This is a genomic window from Cupriavidus sp. GW822-FHT03E04, from assembly GCF_058801495.1.
This window is the reverse complement of sequence record NZ_JBXANI010000013.1, coordinates 37,272-50,987: the sequence shown is the minus strand read 5'-3', so window position 1 is coordinate 50,987 and position 13,716 is coordinate 37,272. Positions and strand designations below refer to the sequence as shown.

The 13,716-nt window shown below is 65.5% G+C and carries 14 protein-coding genes; 4 read left to right on the top strand and 10 right to left on the bottom strand.

Annotation, left to right across the window (positions count from 1 at the left end; translation table 11 throughout):
- Nucleotides 1-45: 45 nt before the first annotated feature.
- Nucleotides 46-1,440, top strand: a complete 1,395-nt coding sequence (locus AC1RQC_RS19925) for an APC family permease (RefSeq protein ID WP_492809139.1) — start codon at nucleotides 46-48, stop codon at nucleotides 1,438-1,440.
- A 16-nt stretch (nucleotides 1,441-1,456) separates the two neighbouring features.
- Here AC1RQC_RS19925 and AC1RQC_RS19920 read toward each other — a convergent pair whose 3' ends face one another.
- The 8 genes from AC1RQC_RS19920 to AC1RQC_RS19885 all read right to left on the bottom strand — a co-directional run bounded on the left by AC1RQC_RS19920 (nucleotide 1,457) and on the right by AC1RQC_RS19885 (nucleotide 9,096).
- Nucleotides 1,457-2,023: a TetR/AcrR family transcriptional regulator gene (locus tag AC1RQC_RS19920; protein WP_492809138.1), complete on the bottom strand. Its 567-nt coding sequence runs from the start codon at nucleotides 2,021-2,023 to the stop codon at nucleotides 1,457-1,459.
- A gap of 136 nt (nucleotides 2,024-2,159) precedes the next feature.
- On the bottom strand, nucleotides 2,160-2,636 hold the full coding sequence (locus AC1RQC_RS19915) for a copper resistance protein CopQ (protein ID WP_492376107.1): 477 nt from the start codon (nucleotides 2,634-2,636) through the stop codon (nucleotides 2,160-2,162).
- 336 nt (nucleotides 2,637-2,972) lie between these two features.
- Nucleotides 2,973-4,703 (bottom strand): ABC transporter substrate-binding protein, encoded by a 1,731-nt coding sequence (locus tag AC1RQC_RS19910; RefSeq protein WP_492376115.1) that lies wholly within the window; start codon nucleotides 4,701-4,703, stop codon nucleotides 2,973-2,975.
- A gap of 147 nt (nucleotides 4,704-4,850) precedes the next feature.
- Entirely contained in the window at nucleotides 4,851-5,159 is a 309-nt protein-coding gene (locus AC1RQC_RS19905; RefSeq protein ID WP_459371386.1) for a DUF2160 domain-containing protein, read from the bottom strand.
- Nucleotides 5,160-5,171: 12 nt separating this feature from the next.
- The gene (locus AC1RQC_RS19900) at nucleotides 5,172-6,005 is read right to left on the bottom strand and encodes a carbohydrate ABC transporter permease (protein WP_492376106.1); all 834 of its coding nucleotides are present in this window, start codon (nucleotides 6,003-6,005) and stop codon (nucleotides 5,172-5,174) included.
- Complete coding sequence (locus tag AC1RQC_RS19895; protein ID WP_492376105.1) at nucleotides 5,998-6,891, bottom strand: carbohydrate ABC transporter permease; 894 nt, start codon at nucleotides 6,889-6,891, stop codon at nucleotides 5,998-6,000. The genes AC1RQC_RS19900 and AC1RQC_RS19895 overlap by 8 nt, the downstream gene beginning before the upstream one ends.
- Nucleotides 6,888-7,994, bottom strand: a complete 1,107-nt coding sequence (locus AC1RQC_RS19890; protein WP_492376104.1) for an ABC transporter ATP-binding protein — start codon at nucleotides 7,992-7,994, stop codon at nucleotides 6,888-6,890. Before AC1RQC_RS19890 ends, AC1RQC_RS19895 begins: the two co-directional genes overlap by 4 nt.
- Before the next feature lies 1 nt (nucleotide 7,995).
- Nucleotides 7,996-9,096 (bottom strand): ABC transporter ATP-binding protein, encoded by a 1,101-nt coding sequence (locus AC1RQC_RS19885; RefSeq protein WP_492809137.1) that lies wholly within the window; start codon nucleotides 9,094-9,096, stop codon nucleotides 7,996-7,998.
- Between the two features lie 156 nt (nucleotides 9,097-9,252).
- On the opposite strand from AC1RQC_RS19885, the gene AC1RQC_RS19880 reads away from it, so the two are divergent.
- Nucleotides 9,253-10,020 (top strand): DeoR/GlpR family DNA-binding transcription regulator, encoded by a 768-nt coding sequence (locus AC1RQC_RS19880; RefSeq protein ID WP_150983211.1) that lies wholly within the window; start codon nucleotides 9,253-9,255, stop codon nucleotides 10,018-10,020.
- A 127-nt stretch (nucleotides 10,021-10,147) separates the two neighbouring features.
- Here the strand turns inward: AC1RQC_RS19880 and purU are convergent, their stop codons facing one another.
- Together purU and AC1RQC_RS19870 are read right to left on the bottom strand one after the other, a co-directional pair.
- The gene (gene purU, locus AC1RQC_RS19875; protein WP_043347737.1) at nucleotides 10,148-11,014 is read right to left on the bottom strand and encodes a formyltetrahydrofolate deformylase; all 867 of its coding nucleotides are present in this window, start codon (nucleotides 11,012-11,014) and stop codon (nucleotides 10,148-10,150) included.
- 29 nt (nucleotides 11,015-11,043) lie between these two features.
- A complete protein-coding gene (locus AC1RQC_RS19870) occupies nucleotides 11,044-11,910 on the bottom strand; it encodes an NUDIX hydrolase (RefSeq protein WP_492376102.1) in 867 nt (288 codons plus the stop codon).
- Between AC1RQC_RS19870 and AC1RQC_RS19865 the strand changes: the two genes are divergently transcribed.
- Together AC1RQC_RS19865 and glpK are read left to right on the top strand one after the other, a co-directional pair.
- A complete protein-coding gene (locus AC1RQC_RS19865; RefSeq protein WP_492884397.1) occupies nucleotides 11,909-12,052 on the top strand; it encodes a hypothetical protein in 144 nt (47 codons plus the stop codon). The genes AC1RQC_RS19870 and AC1RQC_RS19865 overlap by 2 nt on opposite strands.
- On the top strand, nucleotides 12,049-13,611 hold the full coding sequence (gene glpK, locus AC1RQC_RS19860) for a glycerol kinase GlpK (protein WP_492376101.1): 1,563 nt from the start codon (nucleotides 12,049-12,051) through the stop codon (nucleotides 13,609-13,611). Before AC1RQC_RS19865 ends, glpK begins: the two co-directional genes overlap by 4 nt.
- Nucleotides 13,612-13,716: the final 105 nt, after the last annotated feature.

Genomic DNA, 13,716 nt, shown 5'->3' with positions numbered 1-13,716 from the left:
GTCGGCAGGCCGCCACCGGCCACCGATGGCACGGGGAGCTTCGCCATGGATCGGAATTCACCGGCAACGCTGGACGCAGGCGCACTCGGGCTGGGCGAATCCGTCGTCATGGGCGTGGCGGGCACGGCGCCCGCCTTCAGCCTGGCGGCCACCACCGCCACCCTGGTCGCGACTGTGGGGAGCCTGGCGCCGGCCAGCCTGCTGTATTGCGGCCTGATCATGTTCGGCGTGACGCTGTCTTACCAGCAACTGAACCGGCTGCAGCCCAGCGCGGGCGCCTGCTACACCTGGGTCTGCGAGATCTTCCATCCGGTGCTCGGTTTTTTCGCGGGCTGGACGCTGTTGGTGGCGTCGGCGGTATTCATGGTATCCGGCACCATTCCGGCTGCCACCGCCACCCTGCTCCTGTTCGATCCGGCGCTGGCGGAGCGCCCGCCCGTGGTGACCCTGGTCGCCGCAGGCTGGCTGCTGGCGGTCAGCGTGGTCGTGGTCAAGGGAGTCAAGCTGACCAGCTACACCCAGGTGGCAATGACGCTGGTCGAGGTCGGGGTGCTGGCCGCGATCGTGCTCGCCGCCCTGCTGCGTGCGCCGCTGCCGCTTGCCCACCCGCCCTCGCTGGCCATGCTGTCACCATTTGACTTTAACCCGCAGCTGTTTGCCAATGGGGCGCTGGTGGCGTTGTTCTTTTTCTGGGGCTGGGACGTGACGGCGAACCTGACCGAGGAAACGCGCGATCCGGCGCATGCGCCCGGGCGCGGCGCATTGATGGCGATGGTCATCGTGCTGGCACTGTTCATGGCCTTCGTCATCGCCAGCCAGGCCGTGCTGAGCGACCAGGAGATCCGCCGAGCCGGCACCAACGTGGTGTTTGCGCTCGCCGCGCGGCTGCTCCCGCGCCCGTGGGACTACCTGGCCGTGCTGGCCGTCATGCTCAGCACCGTGGGCACGCTGGAGACCTCGATCCTGCAGTTCACCCGCACGCTCTACGCCAAAGGCCGCGATGGCCTGCTGCACCCGCGCTATGCCGAGCTGCACCGCACCTGGCGCACGCCGTGGGTGGCCACCGCGGTGATTGCCTCGTTCGGCTTGCTGCTGCTGGCGCTGTCCGCCTGCTTCAACAGCGTGGGCCAGATCATCCAGGACTCGGTCAATGCCATCGGCTTCCAGGTGGCGTTCTATTACGGGCTAGCCGGCTTCGCCTGTGCCTGGCACTGCCGGCGCGGTGCCGCCCGCGCACCCGCCAGGCTGTTGCTGCTAGTGCTTTGGCCCGCTTGCAGCGCGGCGTTCCTGTGGTTCATCGGGCTGTACAGCATCCCCAGCTTCGACCTGGCCACGCGTTTGGTGGCCCTGGGCGGCATCGCGGTTGGCGCGGTGCCGCTCTGGCTCAACCGGCGCCGGCGGCTTGCCGCACGCGGAGCGCTCGGGGCCCCTGGCCCGTGACACGCCCCCGGGGCGCCTAGGCGGATACCGATGCTGTCAACAGGTCCGCGGCGGCCTCGATACGCTGTGGCGCGCCGAACAGCCGCGCGACCACCAGCCCGCTTTGCAGCGCGCCAAACACGGCTTGCGCCAGCGCCTGCGGCGGAATCGGCAAAGCCTTGTGCCGCACGGCCTGCGCGGTTTCCAGCAGGCGCGTGAGCCAGGTCTCGTGCAGGCGGTAGAAATCCTTGAGGATGCGATGCACCGCTTCCGGCAGGAACACGGCATCCGTGGACAGCATGCCCACCAGGCAGATGGCGTCGCCACCCGCGGTAGCCAGCCAGGGCGCGAGGTAAGCGCGAGCCTGCTCGTCCACCGGCAGGCTGGTGTCGATGCCGCGCACGCGCTCTGAGTTGCGGGCGCTGTACTCCGTCACCGCCGCCTGCACCAGGTCCTCCTTGGAGGGAAAGTGGTAATGGATGCTGGAGGTCTTGACCCCTACCCGCTCGGCAAGGTCCCGATAACTGAATCCATTGAACCCCCGCTGCCGCACCAGCACCAGGGTGTGCTCCAGCAGTTGATCGCGTACGGACGGAGTCGTCATGGCATGCATCCACCTTTCGGCGGACCCTCGAGGCGCCGGCAATGGCAAAGAGCCGGTGTTACCGGCTCTTTGCATGTATCACCGCATTCATTGGATGACCGATTGATTCACAGCGTGCTCAGGCGTCGCGCGTAGCTCAAGCGTTGGCGCCTTCCGTGAACACGTCGAACTTGCCGGTACGGGCACCGTCGGTATAGGCGTCCACGCTGCGAGCCGGGCTGGCCGACACGCCACTACGATCCAGGCCGGCGACGATACGTGCGCCATCGGTGTACGGGTCGAACTTGCCGGCACGGGCGCCGTCGGTGAACTGGTCAACGGCCCGCGACGGCGAAGCCGAGACGCCGGTGCGATCCAGGCCGGCCACGATGCGGGCACCGTCCGTGTACGGGTCAGCCTTGCCAACGCGTGCGCCTTCGGTGAACGGGTCGAACTTGCCGCTGCGCGCGCCGTCGGTGAAGGCGTCGGGCGTGGTGGTGCGGAACACGTAGCCGTACTTGTCACCCGAGAACGTGCTGTCCTTCGGGCCTGAAGCCTGGGCAGTGCCGGCAACGAAAGCAGCAGCAAGGGCGGCGGCGGTGATCAGGGTCTTGGCGAAGAGGTTCGAGGTCATGATGTTCTCCATTTGCATTTGAGGACCCGCGCTTGGGCGGAATCGAATCGGTACGCTTTGGAACCCTTCGCTTCCTTCGCCTGTTACCTACTAGTAGATAGATGAGCTGGCCAAAAAAAACGGGAATTCCCCGGGTGATGCGCTGGATCCTCTTTCCTGCTGCAGCTTTTCTTGCTGGGGCGGAGCAGCGGCTTCCATGTGTTGAATATTATCTACTGGTAGATAGATAGTCAAGGGGTTTTTCAGGAGATCGCTTTTGTCGATAACGCATCACAAACTCCGGAAGAAAAAACGGTGGCACAAGGCCACCGTCCGCTACGCCATCGGGGATGGCGCTTACCGCACCTTCCCTTCCTTCCATGCCTGCAACAACTTGTCATAGGCGATGGTCTCGCCCTTCGGCTTCTCGTTGGCCAGCTTCTTCCAGGGCGCGTGGTCGTCGGACAGCCACTTGGCGGGATCGCTCTTGGCGTTGAGCTTGGGCGCGCAGTTCGTCATGCCGGCGCGTTGCAGCCGCCCCATCACCTGGTCCATTTCCTCGGCCAGGTTGTCCATCGCGGCCTGCGGCGTCTTCTCGCCGGTCACAGCGGTCGCCACGTTCTTCCACCACAGCTGGGCCAGCTTGGGGTAGTCGGGCACGTTGGTGCCGGTGGGCGTCCACGCCACCCGCGCCGGGCTGCGATAGAACTCGATCAGGCCGCCATACTGCGCGGCATTCTTGGTGAGGTACTCGTGATGGATGTCGCTGTCGCGGATAAAGGTCAGGCCGGTGAGCGACTTCTTCAGCGATACCGTCTTGGACGTCACGAACTGCGCGTAGAGCCAGGCCGCCGCGAGGCGGTTGGGATCGGTGTTCTTGAAGAAGGTCCAGGAGCCCACGTCCTGGTAGCCGTTCTGCATGCCCTGCTTCCAGTACGGGCCATAGGGCGACGGCGCCATGCGCCATTTCGGCGTGCCGTCCGCATTGACCACCGGCAGCCCCTTCTTGGTCATGTCGGCGGTGAAGGCCGTGTACCAGAAGATCTGCTGCGCCACCTGCCCTTGCGCCGGCACCGGGCCGGCTTCGGAGAAGGTCATGCCCATGGCTTGCGGCGGCGCGTACTTCTTCATCCAGTCGATGTACTTGGTGAGCGCATAGACCGCGGCCGGGCTGTTGGTGGCACCGCCGCGCGAGACCGATGCACCTTCCGGCGTGCATTTGTCAGCGCCGACACGGATGCCCCATTCGTCCACCGGCATGCCGTTGGGCAGGCCCTTGTCAGCCGACCCGGCCATCGAGAGCCAGGCGTCGGTAAAGCGCCAGCCGAGCGACGGATCCTTCTTGCCGTAGTCCATATGGCCGTAAACCTTCTTGCCGTCGAGTTCCTTGACGTCGTTGGAGAAGAAGCTGGCGATGTCCTCGTAGGCCGACCAGTTGGTGGGCACGCCCAGGTCATAGCCGTACTTGGCCTTGAACTTGTCCTGCAGGTCCTTGCGCGCGAACCAGTCGGCGCGGAACCAGTACAGGTTGGCGAACTGCTGGTCGGGCAGCTGGTAGAGCTTGCCATCCGGCGCGGTCGTGAACTTGGTACCGATGAAATCCTTCACGTCCAGCCCGGGATTGGTCCACTCCTTGCCGGCGCCGGCCATGTAGTCGGTCAGCGGCAGGATGGCGCCGTAGCGATAGTGCGTGCCGATCAGGTCGGAGTCGGAAATCCAGCCGTCATAGATCGACTTGCCGGACTGCATCGAGGTCTGCAGCTTCTCCACCACATCGCCTTCCTGGATGATGTCGTGCTTGACCTGGATGCCGGTGATTTCCTCGAAGGCCTTGGCCAGCGTCTTGGATTCGTACTCGTGGGTCGTGATGGTCTCCGAGACCACGCTGATCTGCGTCACGCCTTTCGCCTTGAGCTTGGCGGCAGCGTCCATGAACCACTTCATTTCAGCGAGCTGCTTGTCCTTGGCGAGCGACGACGGCTGGAACTCGCTGTCGATCCACTTCTTGGCCTCGGCCTCGCCTGCCCAAGCGGCGTGGCCGCAAGCGAGCGCCGCTGCGCAGGCCAGCGCCGTCATGCCCAATTTCACGTGCACCTTCATTGACGTCTCCTCGAGAATCCCCCTCCCTGCTCTTTGTCTGGGTCGCGGTCCGGGGAAGGTGCAGGCCGCTATGCCCATTGACGAAAAATCCGTCGCTTTATTCTTGTCGGCTCAGGTACGCGATCCGCATGCGGCTCAGCCCTTGCGCATCACCAGGCCCAGCGCAAGCATGGACAGCACCAGGCTGATCCAGATCGAAGGCTCCTCCGCCAGCGAAAACCACGCCATCATCTTCTCGCCCAGGCCTACCCACGCGAGGTTGATCCAGGCCGCGCACATCAGGCCGATGAACAGGCGATCGCCGCGGGTGGTCGCGATCGGCAGGAAGCCCTTGCGCTCCATGGTAGGGGCGCGCGTCTCCCACATCGTCATGCCAACCAGCATCACCGCGATGCTGATGAAGAACACGGCCACCGGGGTGGTCCATACCATCCAGTTGAACATGGCATCCTCTCCTTACACGCGGCCCATCGCGAAGCCTTTCGCGATGTAGTGCCGCACAAACCAGATCACGATGCCGCCGGGCACGATGGTGAGCACCCCGGCCGCGGCCAGCACGCCCCAGTCCATGCCGGAGGCCGACACCGTGCGCGTCATGGTGGCAACGATCGGCTTGGCGTTGACCGAGGTCAGCGTGCGCGCCAGCAACAGCTCCACCCAGCTGAACATGAAGCAGAAGAATGCGGCCACGCCCACGCCGGCCTTGATCAGCGGCAGGAAGATGGTGATGAAGAAGCGCGGGAAGGAATAGCCATCCACATAGGCCGTCTCGTCGATCTCGCGCGGCACGCCCGACATGAAGCCCTCCAGGATCCACACCGCCAGCGGCACGTTGAACACCAGGTGCGCCAGCGCCACGCCCAGGTGCGTGTCCATCAGGCCGATGGTGGTGTAGAGCTGGAAGAACGGCAGCAGGAACACCGCCGGTGGCGTCATGCGGTTGGTCAGCAGCCAGAAGAAGACGTGCTTGTCGCCGATGAACCGGTAGCGCGAAAACGCATAGGCCGCGGGCAGCGCCACTGTGATCGAGATCACCGTGTTCATCGCCACGTAGATCATCGAGTTGATGTAGCCCGAGTACCAGGACGGATCGGTGAAGATGGTCTTGTAGTGCTCCAGCGTGAAATCGTTGGGCCACAGCGACAGCGTGGAAACGATCTCCTCGTTGGACTTGAACGACATGTTCAGCATCCAGTAGATCGGCAGGATGGCGAAGACCAGGTACACCACCAGGAAGACTGCACGCCAGTAAGTGGCGCTTTGCTTGGCTTCACGTTTGGCTTCACGCATTGGGCATGTCCTCGCTGCCGGCGGTGCCCGCGCGCTGCATCCAGTTGTAGAGAATAAAACACATGAGCAGGATGATCAGGAAGTAGACGATCGAGAATGCCGCGGCCGGGCCCAGGTCGAACTGGCCCACGGCTTTCTGCGTGAGGTATTGCGACAGGAACGTGGTCGCATTGCCAGGCCCGCCGCCGGTCAGCACGAAGGGTTCGGTGTAGATCATGAAGCTGTCCATGAAGCGCAGCAGCACCGCGATCATCAGCACGCCACGCAGCTTGGGCAGCTGGATATAGCGGAACACCGCCAGGCGCGAGGCGCCGTCGATCTGCGCGGCCTGGTAGTACGCGTCGGGAATCGCGCGCAAGCCGGCGTAGCACAGCAGCGCCACCAGCGGCGTCCAGTGCCACACGTCCATCACCAGCACCGTGAACCACGCGTCCACCGCGCTGCCGGTGTAGTTGTAGGCAAAGCCCATGCCGGCAAGCCCCGCACCCAGCAAGCCGATGTCGGTGCGCCCGAAGATCTGCCAGATCGTGCCCACAACGTTCCATGGAATCAGCAGTGACAGCGCGATCACCACCAGCACCGCCGACGCCTTCACCCCCTTGGCCGGCATCGACAGCGCCAGCAGGATGCCCAGCGGGATCTCCACCGCCAGCACCGCCAGCGAAAAGCCAAGCTGACGCAGCAGCGCGTCGTGCAGCTCGCCGTCGCGCAGCACGGTGCGGAACCATTCGGTGCCGACGAACACGCGCCGCTCGGGCGAGATGATGTCCTGCACGGAGTAATTGACGATGGTCATCAGCGGCAGGATGGCAGAGAACGCCACGCACAGGACCACCGGGATGACCAGCAGCCAGGCCTTCTGGTTGACGGGCTTCAGCGTGCTCATGCCACCAGCTCCTCGTTGACGTAGTAACAGGTATGACGGTTGAACACGGACAGCCACACGGTCTCGCCCGCCCGCAGCGCCGCGCCCTCGTTGCCGAGCCGGCCGCGCACGGTGGCAGCGTGGCCGCTGGCATCCTGCACGGTGGCGGTGACCAGCCAGTAGGTGCCAATGTCCTGCGCGCGCTCCACGCGTGCGGGCACGGCCTGCGGATCGGTGCTCGCGGCCAGGCGCAGGTACTCGGGGCGCACGCCGACCTTGAAGCTGCCGGCCGCCTGCAAGGCCGTGGCGACGGTCGGCGCGAACTCTGGCATATAGCGCCGACCGGCAATTTCGATGGCGCCATCGCGCCATGCCCCTGCCAGGAAGTTCATGCCCGGCGAGCCAATGAAGTTGCCAACGAAGGTATGCGCCGGGCGCTCGAACAGCGCATCGGCCGGCCCCACCTGCACCGCCCTGCCGCGCGACATCACCACCACCTGGTCGGCAAAGGTGAGCGCCTCGGTCTGGTCATGCGTGACGTAGATCAGCGTCAGCCGGAACTCGTGGTGAATCTCCTTGAGCTTGCGGCGCAACTGCCATTTCAGGTGCGGATCGATCACGGTCAGCGGCTCGTCGAACAGGATGGCCGATACGTCCTGGCGCACCAGGCCCCGCCCGAGCGAGATCTTCTGCTTGGCGTCGGCCGCCAGGCCGCTGGCGCGCCGGTCCAGCGATGCGGACAGGTCCAGCATCTCGGCCACGCGGCCCACGCGCTCCTTCACCTGGGCCGCGGGCACGCCGCGGTTGCGCAGCGGGAAGGCCAGGTTTTCGCCCACCGTCATGGTGTCGTAGATCACCGGGAACTGGAACACCTGGGCGATGTTGCGCGCCTGCGGCGTGGCTGCTGTCACGTCGCGGCCATCGAAGGAAACGGTGCCATGCGATGGCCGCTGCAAGCCGGAAATGCAATTGAGCAAGGTGGTCTTGCCGCAGCCGGAGGGCCCGAGCAAGGCGTAGGCGCCGCCGTCATTGAACGTGAACTTCAGCGGCAGCAGCGCGTAGTCCTCATCCGCTTGCGGATCGGGACGGTATGAATGGGACAGCTCGAGGTCGATGCGTGTCATCTCAGGCTCCCAGCTCGGCAGTGGCGGGGGCGACCTTCAACGGCCGGCTTGGCGCATGAATGCGCATGCCGTCTGCGTCGAACAGGTAGAGCTGCGCGGGATCCAGGTGCAGCGTGAGCGGTGCGCCCAGTTCCAAGTCGACCACTCCCGGAAACTGCGCCACCAGGTTGCCAACCGGGGAATCCATGTGCACGAAGGTGTCCGACCCGGACAGCTCGGCCAGCGCCACCCGGCCCGCCACCGGCACCGAGCCGGGCACGGCGTCCAGGCGCAGCGCACCGGCCCGCACCCCGACCGTTACCGTGCCGCCTTGTTCCACGGCCCCGGGCAAGGGGACCACAACGCCGCCAGGCAACGTGACCGCGCCGGCCAGCAGGCTGCCGGCCATCAGGTTCATGGGGGGATCGCTGAAAGCACGCGCCACGCGCAGCGAGGCGGGATAGTGGAAGACCTCTGGCGTGGGCCCGTACTGCAACAGCTCGCCGGCATCCAGCACCGCGGTATAGCCGCCCAGCAACAGCGCTTCGGCCGGCTCCGTGGTGGCATAGATCACGGTGGCATTGCCATGCGCGAAAAGCTGGGTGAGTTCCTCGCGCAACTCTTCGCGCAGCTTGTAGTCCAGGTTGACCAGGGGCTCGTCGAGCAGCATCAGCGGCGCGCCCTTGGCCAGCGCGCGTGCCAGCGCCACGCGCTGCTGCTGCCCGCCGGAGAGCTCGGCGGGAAAGCGCTCGAGCAGGTGCTCGATATGCAGGCGGGTGGCCAGCGCCCTCACCTGTCCATCGATATCCTTGGAACGCCGCAGCTTGAGCGGCGAAGCAATATTGTCGAAGACGGTCATCGACGGGTAGTTGATGAACTGCTGGTAGACCATCGAGACGTTGCGCTCGCGCACCGGCATGCCGGTCACGTCGACGCCGTCCACCTCGACGCGGCCGGCACTGGGCCGGTCCAGCCCCGCCATGACCCGCATCAGCGAGGTCTTGCCGGCCTGGGTGGCTCCTAGCAGGATGGTCACCGCGCCCGGCACGGGCGTCAGCGACATGGGATATAGATACGCCTGCGAACCTGCTTGCTGGGCGATGCCTTCCAATCTGAGCTGCATCGAGTCTCCGATTCCGAATGCCACATACATCACATATACCGCAATGATGCAAACGCACAAATCCTTGCTTCCCGCTCGTTTTAGAGCAAAAACGAAAATAAAACAATCATGCACCGCATCATTTGTTTTCGTTTGTGTTTGAACTAGAATGCCGGCATGACGCTAAATCCACGCCAGACCGCCCTGCTGGAAGAGGTTCGCAGCCAGGGCTTCGCTTCCATCGACGAACTTGCCCGCAAGTTCGGGGTGACCCTGCAGACCGTGCGCCGGGACGTCAACCTGCTGGCTGAAGGCGGCATGCTGGCGCGCTTTCACGGCGGTGTGCGGGTGGAGGGCTCCACGGTGGAGAACATCGCCTATCGGCAGCGCCAGGGGCTCAATGCCGAGGGCAAGGCCCGCATTGCGCGCGCAGTGGCCAGCGCCGTGCCCGAGGGTTGCTCGCTGATCCTGAATATCGGCACCACGGTCGAGGAAATCGCGCGCGAGCTCATGCATCACCGCGGCCTGCGCGTGATCACCAACAACCTGAACGTGGCGAGCATCCTGGCCGACAACCCCGATTGCGAAGTGATCGTCGCCGGCGGCGTGCTGCGCTCGCGCGACCGCGGCATCGTGGGCGAGGCCACGGTGGAGTTCATCAGCCAGTTCAAGGTGGATATCGGCCTGATCGGCATCTCGGGCATCGAGGCCGACGGCACGCTGCGCGATTACGATTTTCGCGAAGTGAAGGTAGCGCGGACCATCATCGAGCATTCGCGCGAAGTCTGGCTGGCGGCGGACGCCAGCAAGTTCAACCGGCAGGCCATGGTGGAACTGGCGCACGTCTCGGAGATCGACCGGCTGTTCACCGATGAGCCGTTGAAGCCGCCATTCGAGAGCATGCTGGAAGAAAGCGGAGTGCGCTGTGTGGTCGCGCAGGCCTGAGAGCGGCCAGCCACGGCGCAGGCGCCCCTGCGGGCGAGGCGGTGCCGGCGCGACTGCCGCCGGGCACCTGGCGAAGGGCTTGCTGAGTGGCTTGCCTAAGGACTCGCTTAGGGACTTGCCGGAGGTCTTACTTGAAGACGACGGTCTTGTGGCCGTTGAGCAGGATGCGGTGCTCGGCATGCCATTTGACGGCACGCGCCAGCGCCACGCACTCCACGTCACGCCCCACCGCGGTGAGCTGCTCGGGATCCATGCTGTGGTCCACGCGCTCGATTTCCTGCTCGATGATCGGGCCTTCGTCCAGCGCCGCGGTCACGTAGTGGGCGGTCGCGCCGATCAGCTTCACGCCGCGGTCGTGCGCCTGATAGTAAGGCTTGGCGCCCTTGAAGCTGGGCAGGAACGAGTGATGGATATTGATGGCGCGGCCGGCCAGCTTGCGGCACAGGTCGTCGGACAGCACCTGCATGTAGCGCGCCAGCACCACCAGGTCGATGTTCTGCTCGCGCACGATCTCGAACACCTTGTTCTCTTGCGCGGCCTTCTGCTCAGCCGAGGCGTTCATCATCGGCAGGTGGAAAAACGGGATATCGTACGACGCGGCAAGCTGGTAGAAATCGCGGTGGTTCGACACGATGGCGGCGATCTCCACCGGCAGGCCGCTGGCCTTGGCGCGGAACAGCAGATCGTTCAGGCAATGGCCGATTTTCGACACCATGATCATCACGCGCGGCTTGACGCTGGCATCGAACAAGTCCCACTGCATGGCGAACTGATCGCCGATCGGCGCAAACGCGGTCTTCAGCGTGGCCAGGTCCGGGCCGCCGGCGGCCGGCGTGAAATGCACACGCATGAAGAAGCGGCCGGTGAACTCATCGCCGTACTGGTCGGAGTCGACGATATTGCAGCCGTGCTGGAACAGCAGGCCCGAGACGGCATGGACGATGCCAGGCTGATCCGGGCAGGAAATGGTGAGAATGAATCCGGTATTGCTCATCGTGTGTGGTTTTGTCTAGTGCGCGCCGATCAAGGGCGGGGGATGCCGGGGGCGCTCCAGCCGCGGCGATTGAGCGCATCCAGCGTCACCAGGGTCGCGTCGACCGTCATGGCGCCATCCGCCATGATAGCAAGCAATGCCTCCGGCTCGATACGGCGGTGCTCGGCCACCTCCCCGTCGCGGTTATGCGGCACGAAATCCGGCGGCAGCAACAGGTCGTACACGTACACGGCCTCCCACTGCACGCCCTCGGGGATTTCACGCAGCACTTCGATCACGCCATGCGCCTCGGCGCGTTGCGCCAGCACGGGCGCAATGCCTGACTCCTCGTCGCACTCGCGCACCAGCGTGGCAAGCGGATCACTGCCGTGCGGCATGCCGCCAGCCACCAGGTTGTCCCACATGCCGGGGTCGACCGCCTTGGCGGCGCTGCGCCGTGAAATCCACAGCGCGCGCGCGCCGGCAATGACGCCGTTCATGTGCGAGGCAAAGGTCAGCAGCCCGAGAAAGCGCGCGGCCGCGCGCTCGATCACCGCGAAGGCCGGCGCCGCGAGTTCCGGCGTGACGGCGAACAGCTCGTCGCGCCAGCCGCGCACATGGCCGGCATCCGCCAGCCAGTGCGCCAGCACCTTCAGCGCCGCGCTGCGAGTGCAAGCATCGCCGCAGTCCGGCAGCAGCGCCACGCTGCCACCCCGCGGCTCGCCCAGCACGCCCGGCACCGTATCCTGCGCGCGCAGGATCTGCGCATGCGCGCGCGGCAGCCAGCCCACCTGGCGGCCTGCCACGGTCAGCCGCAAATGCGCGCCGGCATCGAAACGGCTGCGCGCCGCCAGCGAGGCGGCAACGCGGGACACGACGGGGTTCTGGCTGGCGCTATCGGGCAAGGTATCGGACATGAAGGATCCCGGCGGCCGGCAAGGCACGCCTGCAATGGTCAATGCAATGGTTAATGTAGTGGTTAATGTAGTGGTTAATGTAGTGGTTAATGTAGTGGTTAATGTAGTGGTAAAAGCAGTCAATCCAGGACAAGACGCATGAAGCAAACCCAGCCTTCGGGCCTGCCGCAATTCGTGCTGGCGCTCGACCAGGGCACCAGCAGCTCGCGCGCGATCCTGTTCGATCACGCCGGCAACGTGGCGCGGGTCGCGCAGCGCGAATTCCGCCAATATTACCCGCACCCCGGCCACGTCGAGCACGATCCCTACGAGATCTGGCAGTCGCAGCTGGCGGTGGCCCACGAGGTGCTGAACGACGCCGGCGTCGCGGCCAGCCAGGTGAGCGCCATCGGCATCACCAACCAGCGCGAGACCACCGTGCTGTGGGACCGCCAGACCGGCGAGCCCATCGGCCGCGCGCTGGTCTGGCAGGACCGCCGCACCGCGCCGATGTGCGAGGCGCTGCAGGCCGACGGCCATGGCGAGCTGTTCCGCGACAAGACCGGCCTGATCATCGACGCCTACTTCTCCGGCACCAAGCTGCGCTGGATGCTCGACAACACCGAGGGCGCGCGCGAACGCGCGGCGCGTGGCGAGCTGGCGTTCGGCACGGTCGACAGCTGGCTGATCTGGCAGCTGACGGACGGCAAGCGCCATGTCACCGATGTCTCCAACGCGTCGCGCACGATGCTGTTCAACATCCACACCTTCCAGTGGGATGATGACTTGCTCGACCTGCTGGACATCCCGCGCAGCTTGTTGCCCGAGGTGGTGCCCTCCAGCGGCGAGGTGGCGCGCACGGCGCTGCGGCTGTTTGGCGCGGAGATCCCCATTGCCGGCATCGCCGGGGACCAGCAGGCCGCTACCTACGGCCAGGCCTGCCTGTCCCCGGGCATGGCCAAGAATACCTACGGCACGGGCTGCTTCCTGCTGATGAACACGGGATCGCAGCCGGTCACTTCGCACAATCGCCTGCTCACCACCATTGGCTGGCAACTGGGCGGCACCACGCCGCCCGCCAGCCGCACCCAATATTGCCTGGAAGGCGGCGTGTTCATGGGCGGCGCCACCATCCAGTGGCTGCGCGACGGGCTGCAGATCATCAACAGCGCGCCCGAGGTGGAGCCGCTGGCGCGCCAGTGCGACGACACCGAAGGCGTGGTGCTGGTGCCGGCCTTTGCCGGCCTGGGCGCGCCGCACTGGGATCCGTTCGCGCGCGGCACGCTGGTCGGCCTGACCCGCGGCACCGGACGAGCGCACATTGCCCGCGCCGCGCTGGAGTCGATCGCACTGCAGAGCGTGGACGTGCTGGACGCCATGCAGAAAGATGCCGGCATCTCGCTGGCCGAACTGCGTGTGGACGGCGGCGCATCGCGCAGCGACCTGCTGATGCAGATGCAGGCCGACCTGCTTGGCACGGCCGTGGTTCGCCCGCGCGTGACCGAGACCACGGCGCTTGGCGCGGCCTACCTGGCGGGACTGGCCACCGGCTACTGGAGCGGCGAGGACGAGATCGCCAGCCAGTGGCAGGTGGAGCATCGCTTCGAGCCCAACCTTAGCGCCGACGCGCGCGCGTACCGGCTCTGGCGCTGGCATCGCGCGGTAGAGCGCGCACGCGACTGGGCGCGGGAAGATGGCGCGCCACCGCACTCGACAAATTGAGCGCGAGCTGAGCGCAGCGCACAAGCCACACAAGGCACACAAGCCTACACGGCAAGTACAAAAGTACATACAAGCAACACCGCGACACGCATTCGCACCAAACAA

Excerpts from the sequence above, each read along its gene's own strand:
- AC1RQC_RS19885 (WP_492809137.1), bottom strand. The coding sequence starts at position 9,096 with ATGCAGCTCAGATTGGAAGGCATCGCCCAGCAAGCAGGTTCGCAGGCG.
- AC1RQC_RS19920 (WP_492809138.1), bottom strand. The coding sequence starts at position 2,023 with ATGACGACTCCGTCCGTACGCGATCAACTGCTGGAGCACACCCTGGTG.
- AC1RQC_RS19925 (WP_492809139.1), top strand. The coding sequence starts at position 46 with ATGGATCGGAATTCACCGGCAACGCTGGACGCAGGCGCACTCGGGCTG.
- AC1RQC_RS19900 (WP_492376106.1), bottom strand. The coding sequence starts at position 6,005 with ATGCGTGAAGCCAAACGTGAAGCCAAGCAAAGCGCCACTTACTGGCGT.
- purU (WP_043347737.1), bottom strand. The coding sequence starts at position 11,014 with ATGAGCAATACCGGATTCATTCTCACCATTTCCTGCCCGGATCAGCCT.
- AC1RQC_RS19895 (WP_492376105.1), bottom strand. The coding sequence starts at position 6,891 with ATGAGCACGCTGAAGCCCGTCAACCAGAAGGCCTGGCTGCTGGTCATC.
- AC1RQC_RS19890 (WP_492376104.1), bottom strand. The coding sequence starts at position 7,994 with ATGACACGCATCGACCTCGAGCTGTCCCATTCATACCGTCCCGATCCG.
- glpK (WP_492376101.1), top strand. The coding sequence starts at position 12,049 with ATGAAGCAAACCCAGCCTTCGGGCCTGCCGCAATTCGTGCTGGCGCTC.
- AC1RQC_RS19915 (WP_492376107.1), bottom strand. The coding sequence starts at position 2,636 with ATGACCTCGAACCTCTTCGCCAAGACCCTGATCACCGCCGCCGCCCTT.
- AC1RQC_RS19880 (WP_150983211.1), top strand. The coding sequence starts at position 9,253 with ATGACGCTAAATCCACGCCAGACCGCCCTGCTGGAAGAGGTTCGCAGC.
- AC1RQC_RS19865 (WP_492884397.1), top strand. The coding sequence starts at position 11,909 with ATGAAGGATCCCGGCGGCCGGCAAGGCACGCCTGCAATGGTCAATGCA.
- AC1RQC_RS19870 (WP_492376102.1), bottom strand. The coding sequence starts at position 11,910 with ATGTCCGATACCTTGCCCGATAGCGCCAGCCAGAACCCCGTCGTGTCC.
- AC1RQC_RS19905 (WP_459371386.1), bottom strand. The coding sequence starts at position 5,159 with ATGTTCAACTGGATGGTATGGACCACCCCGGTGGCCGTGTTCTTCATC.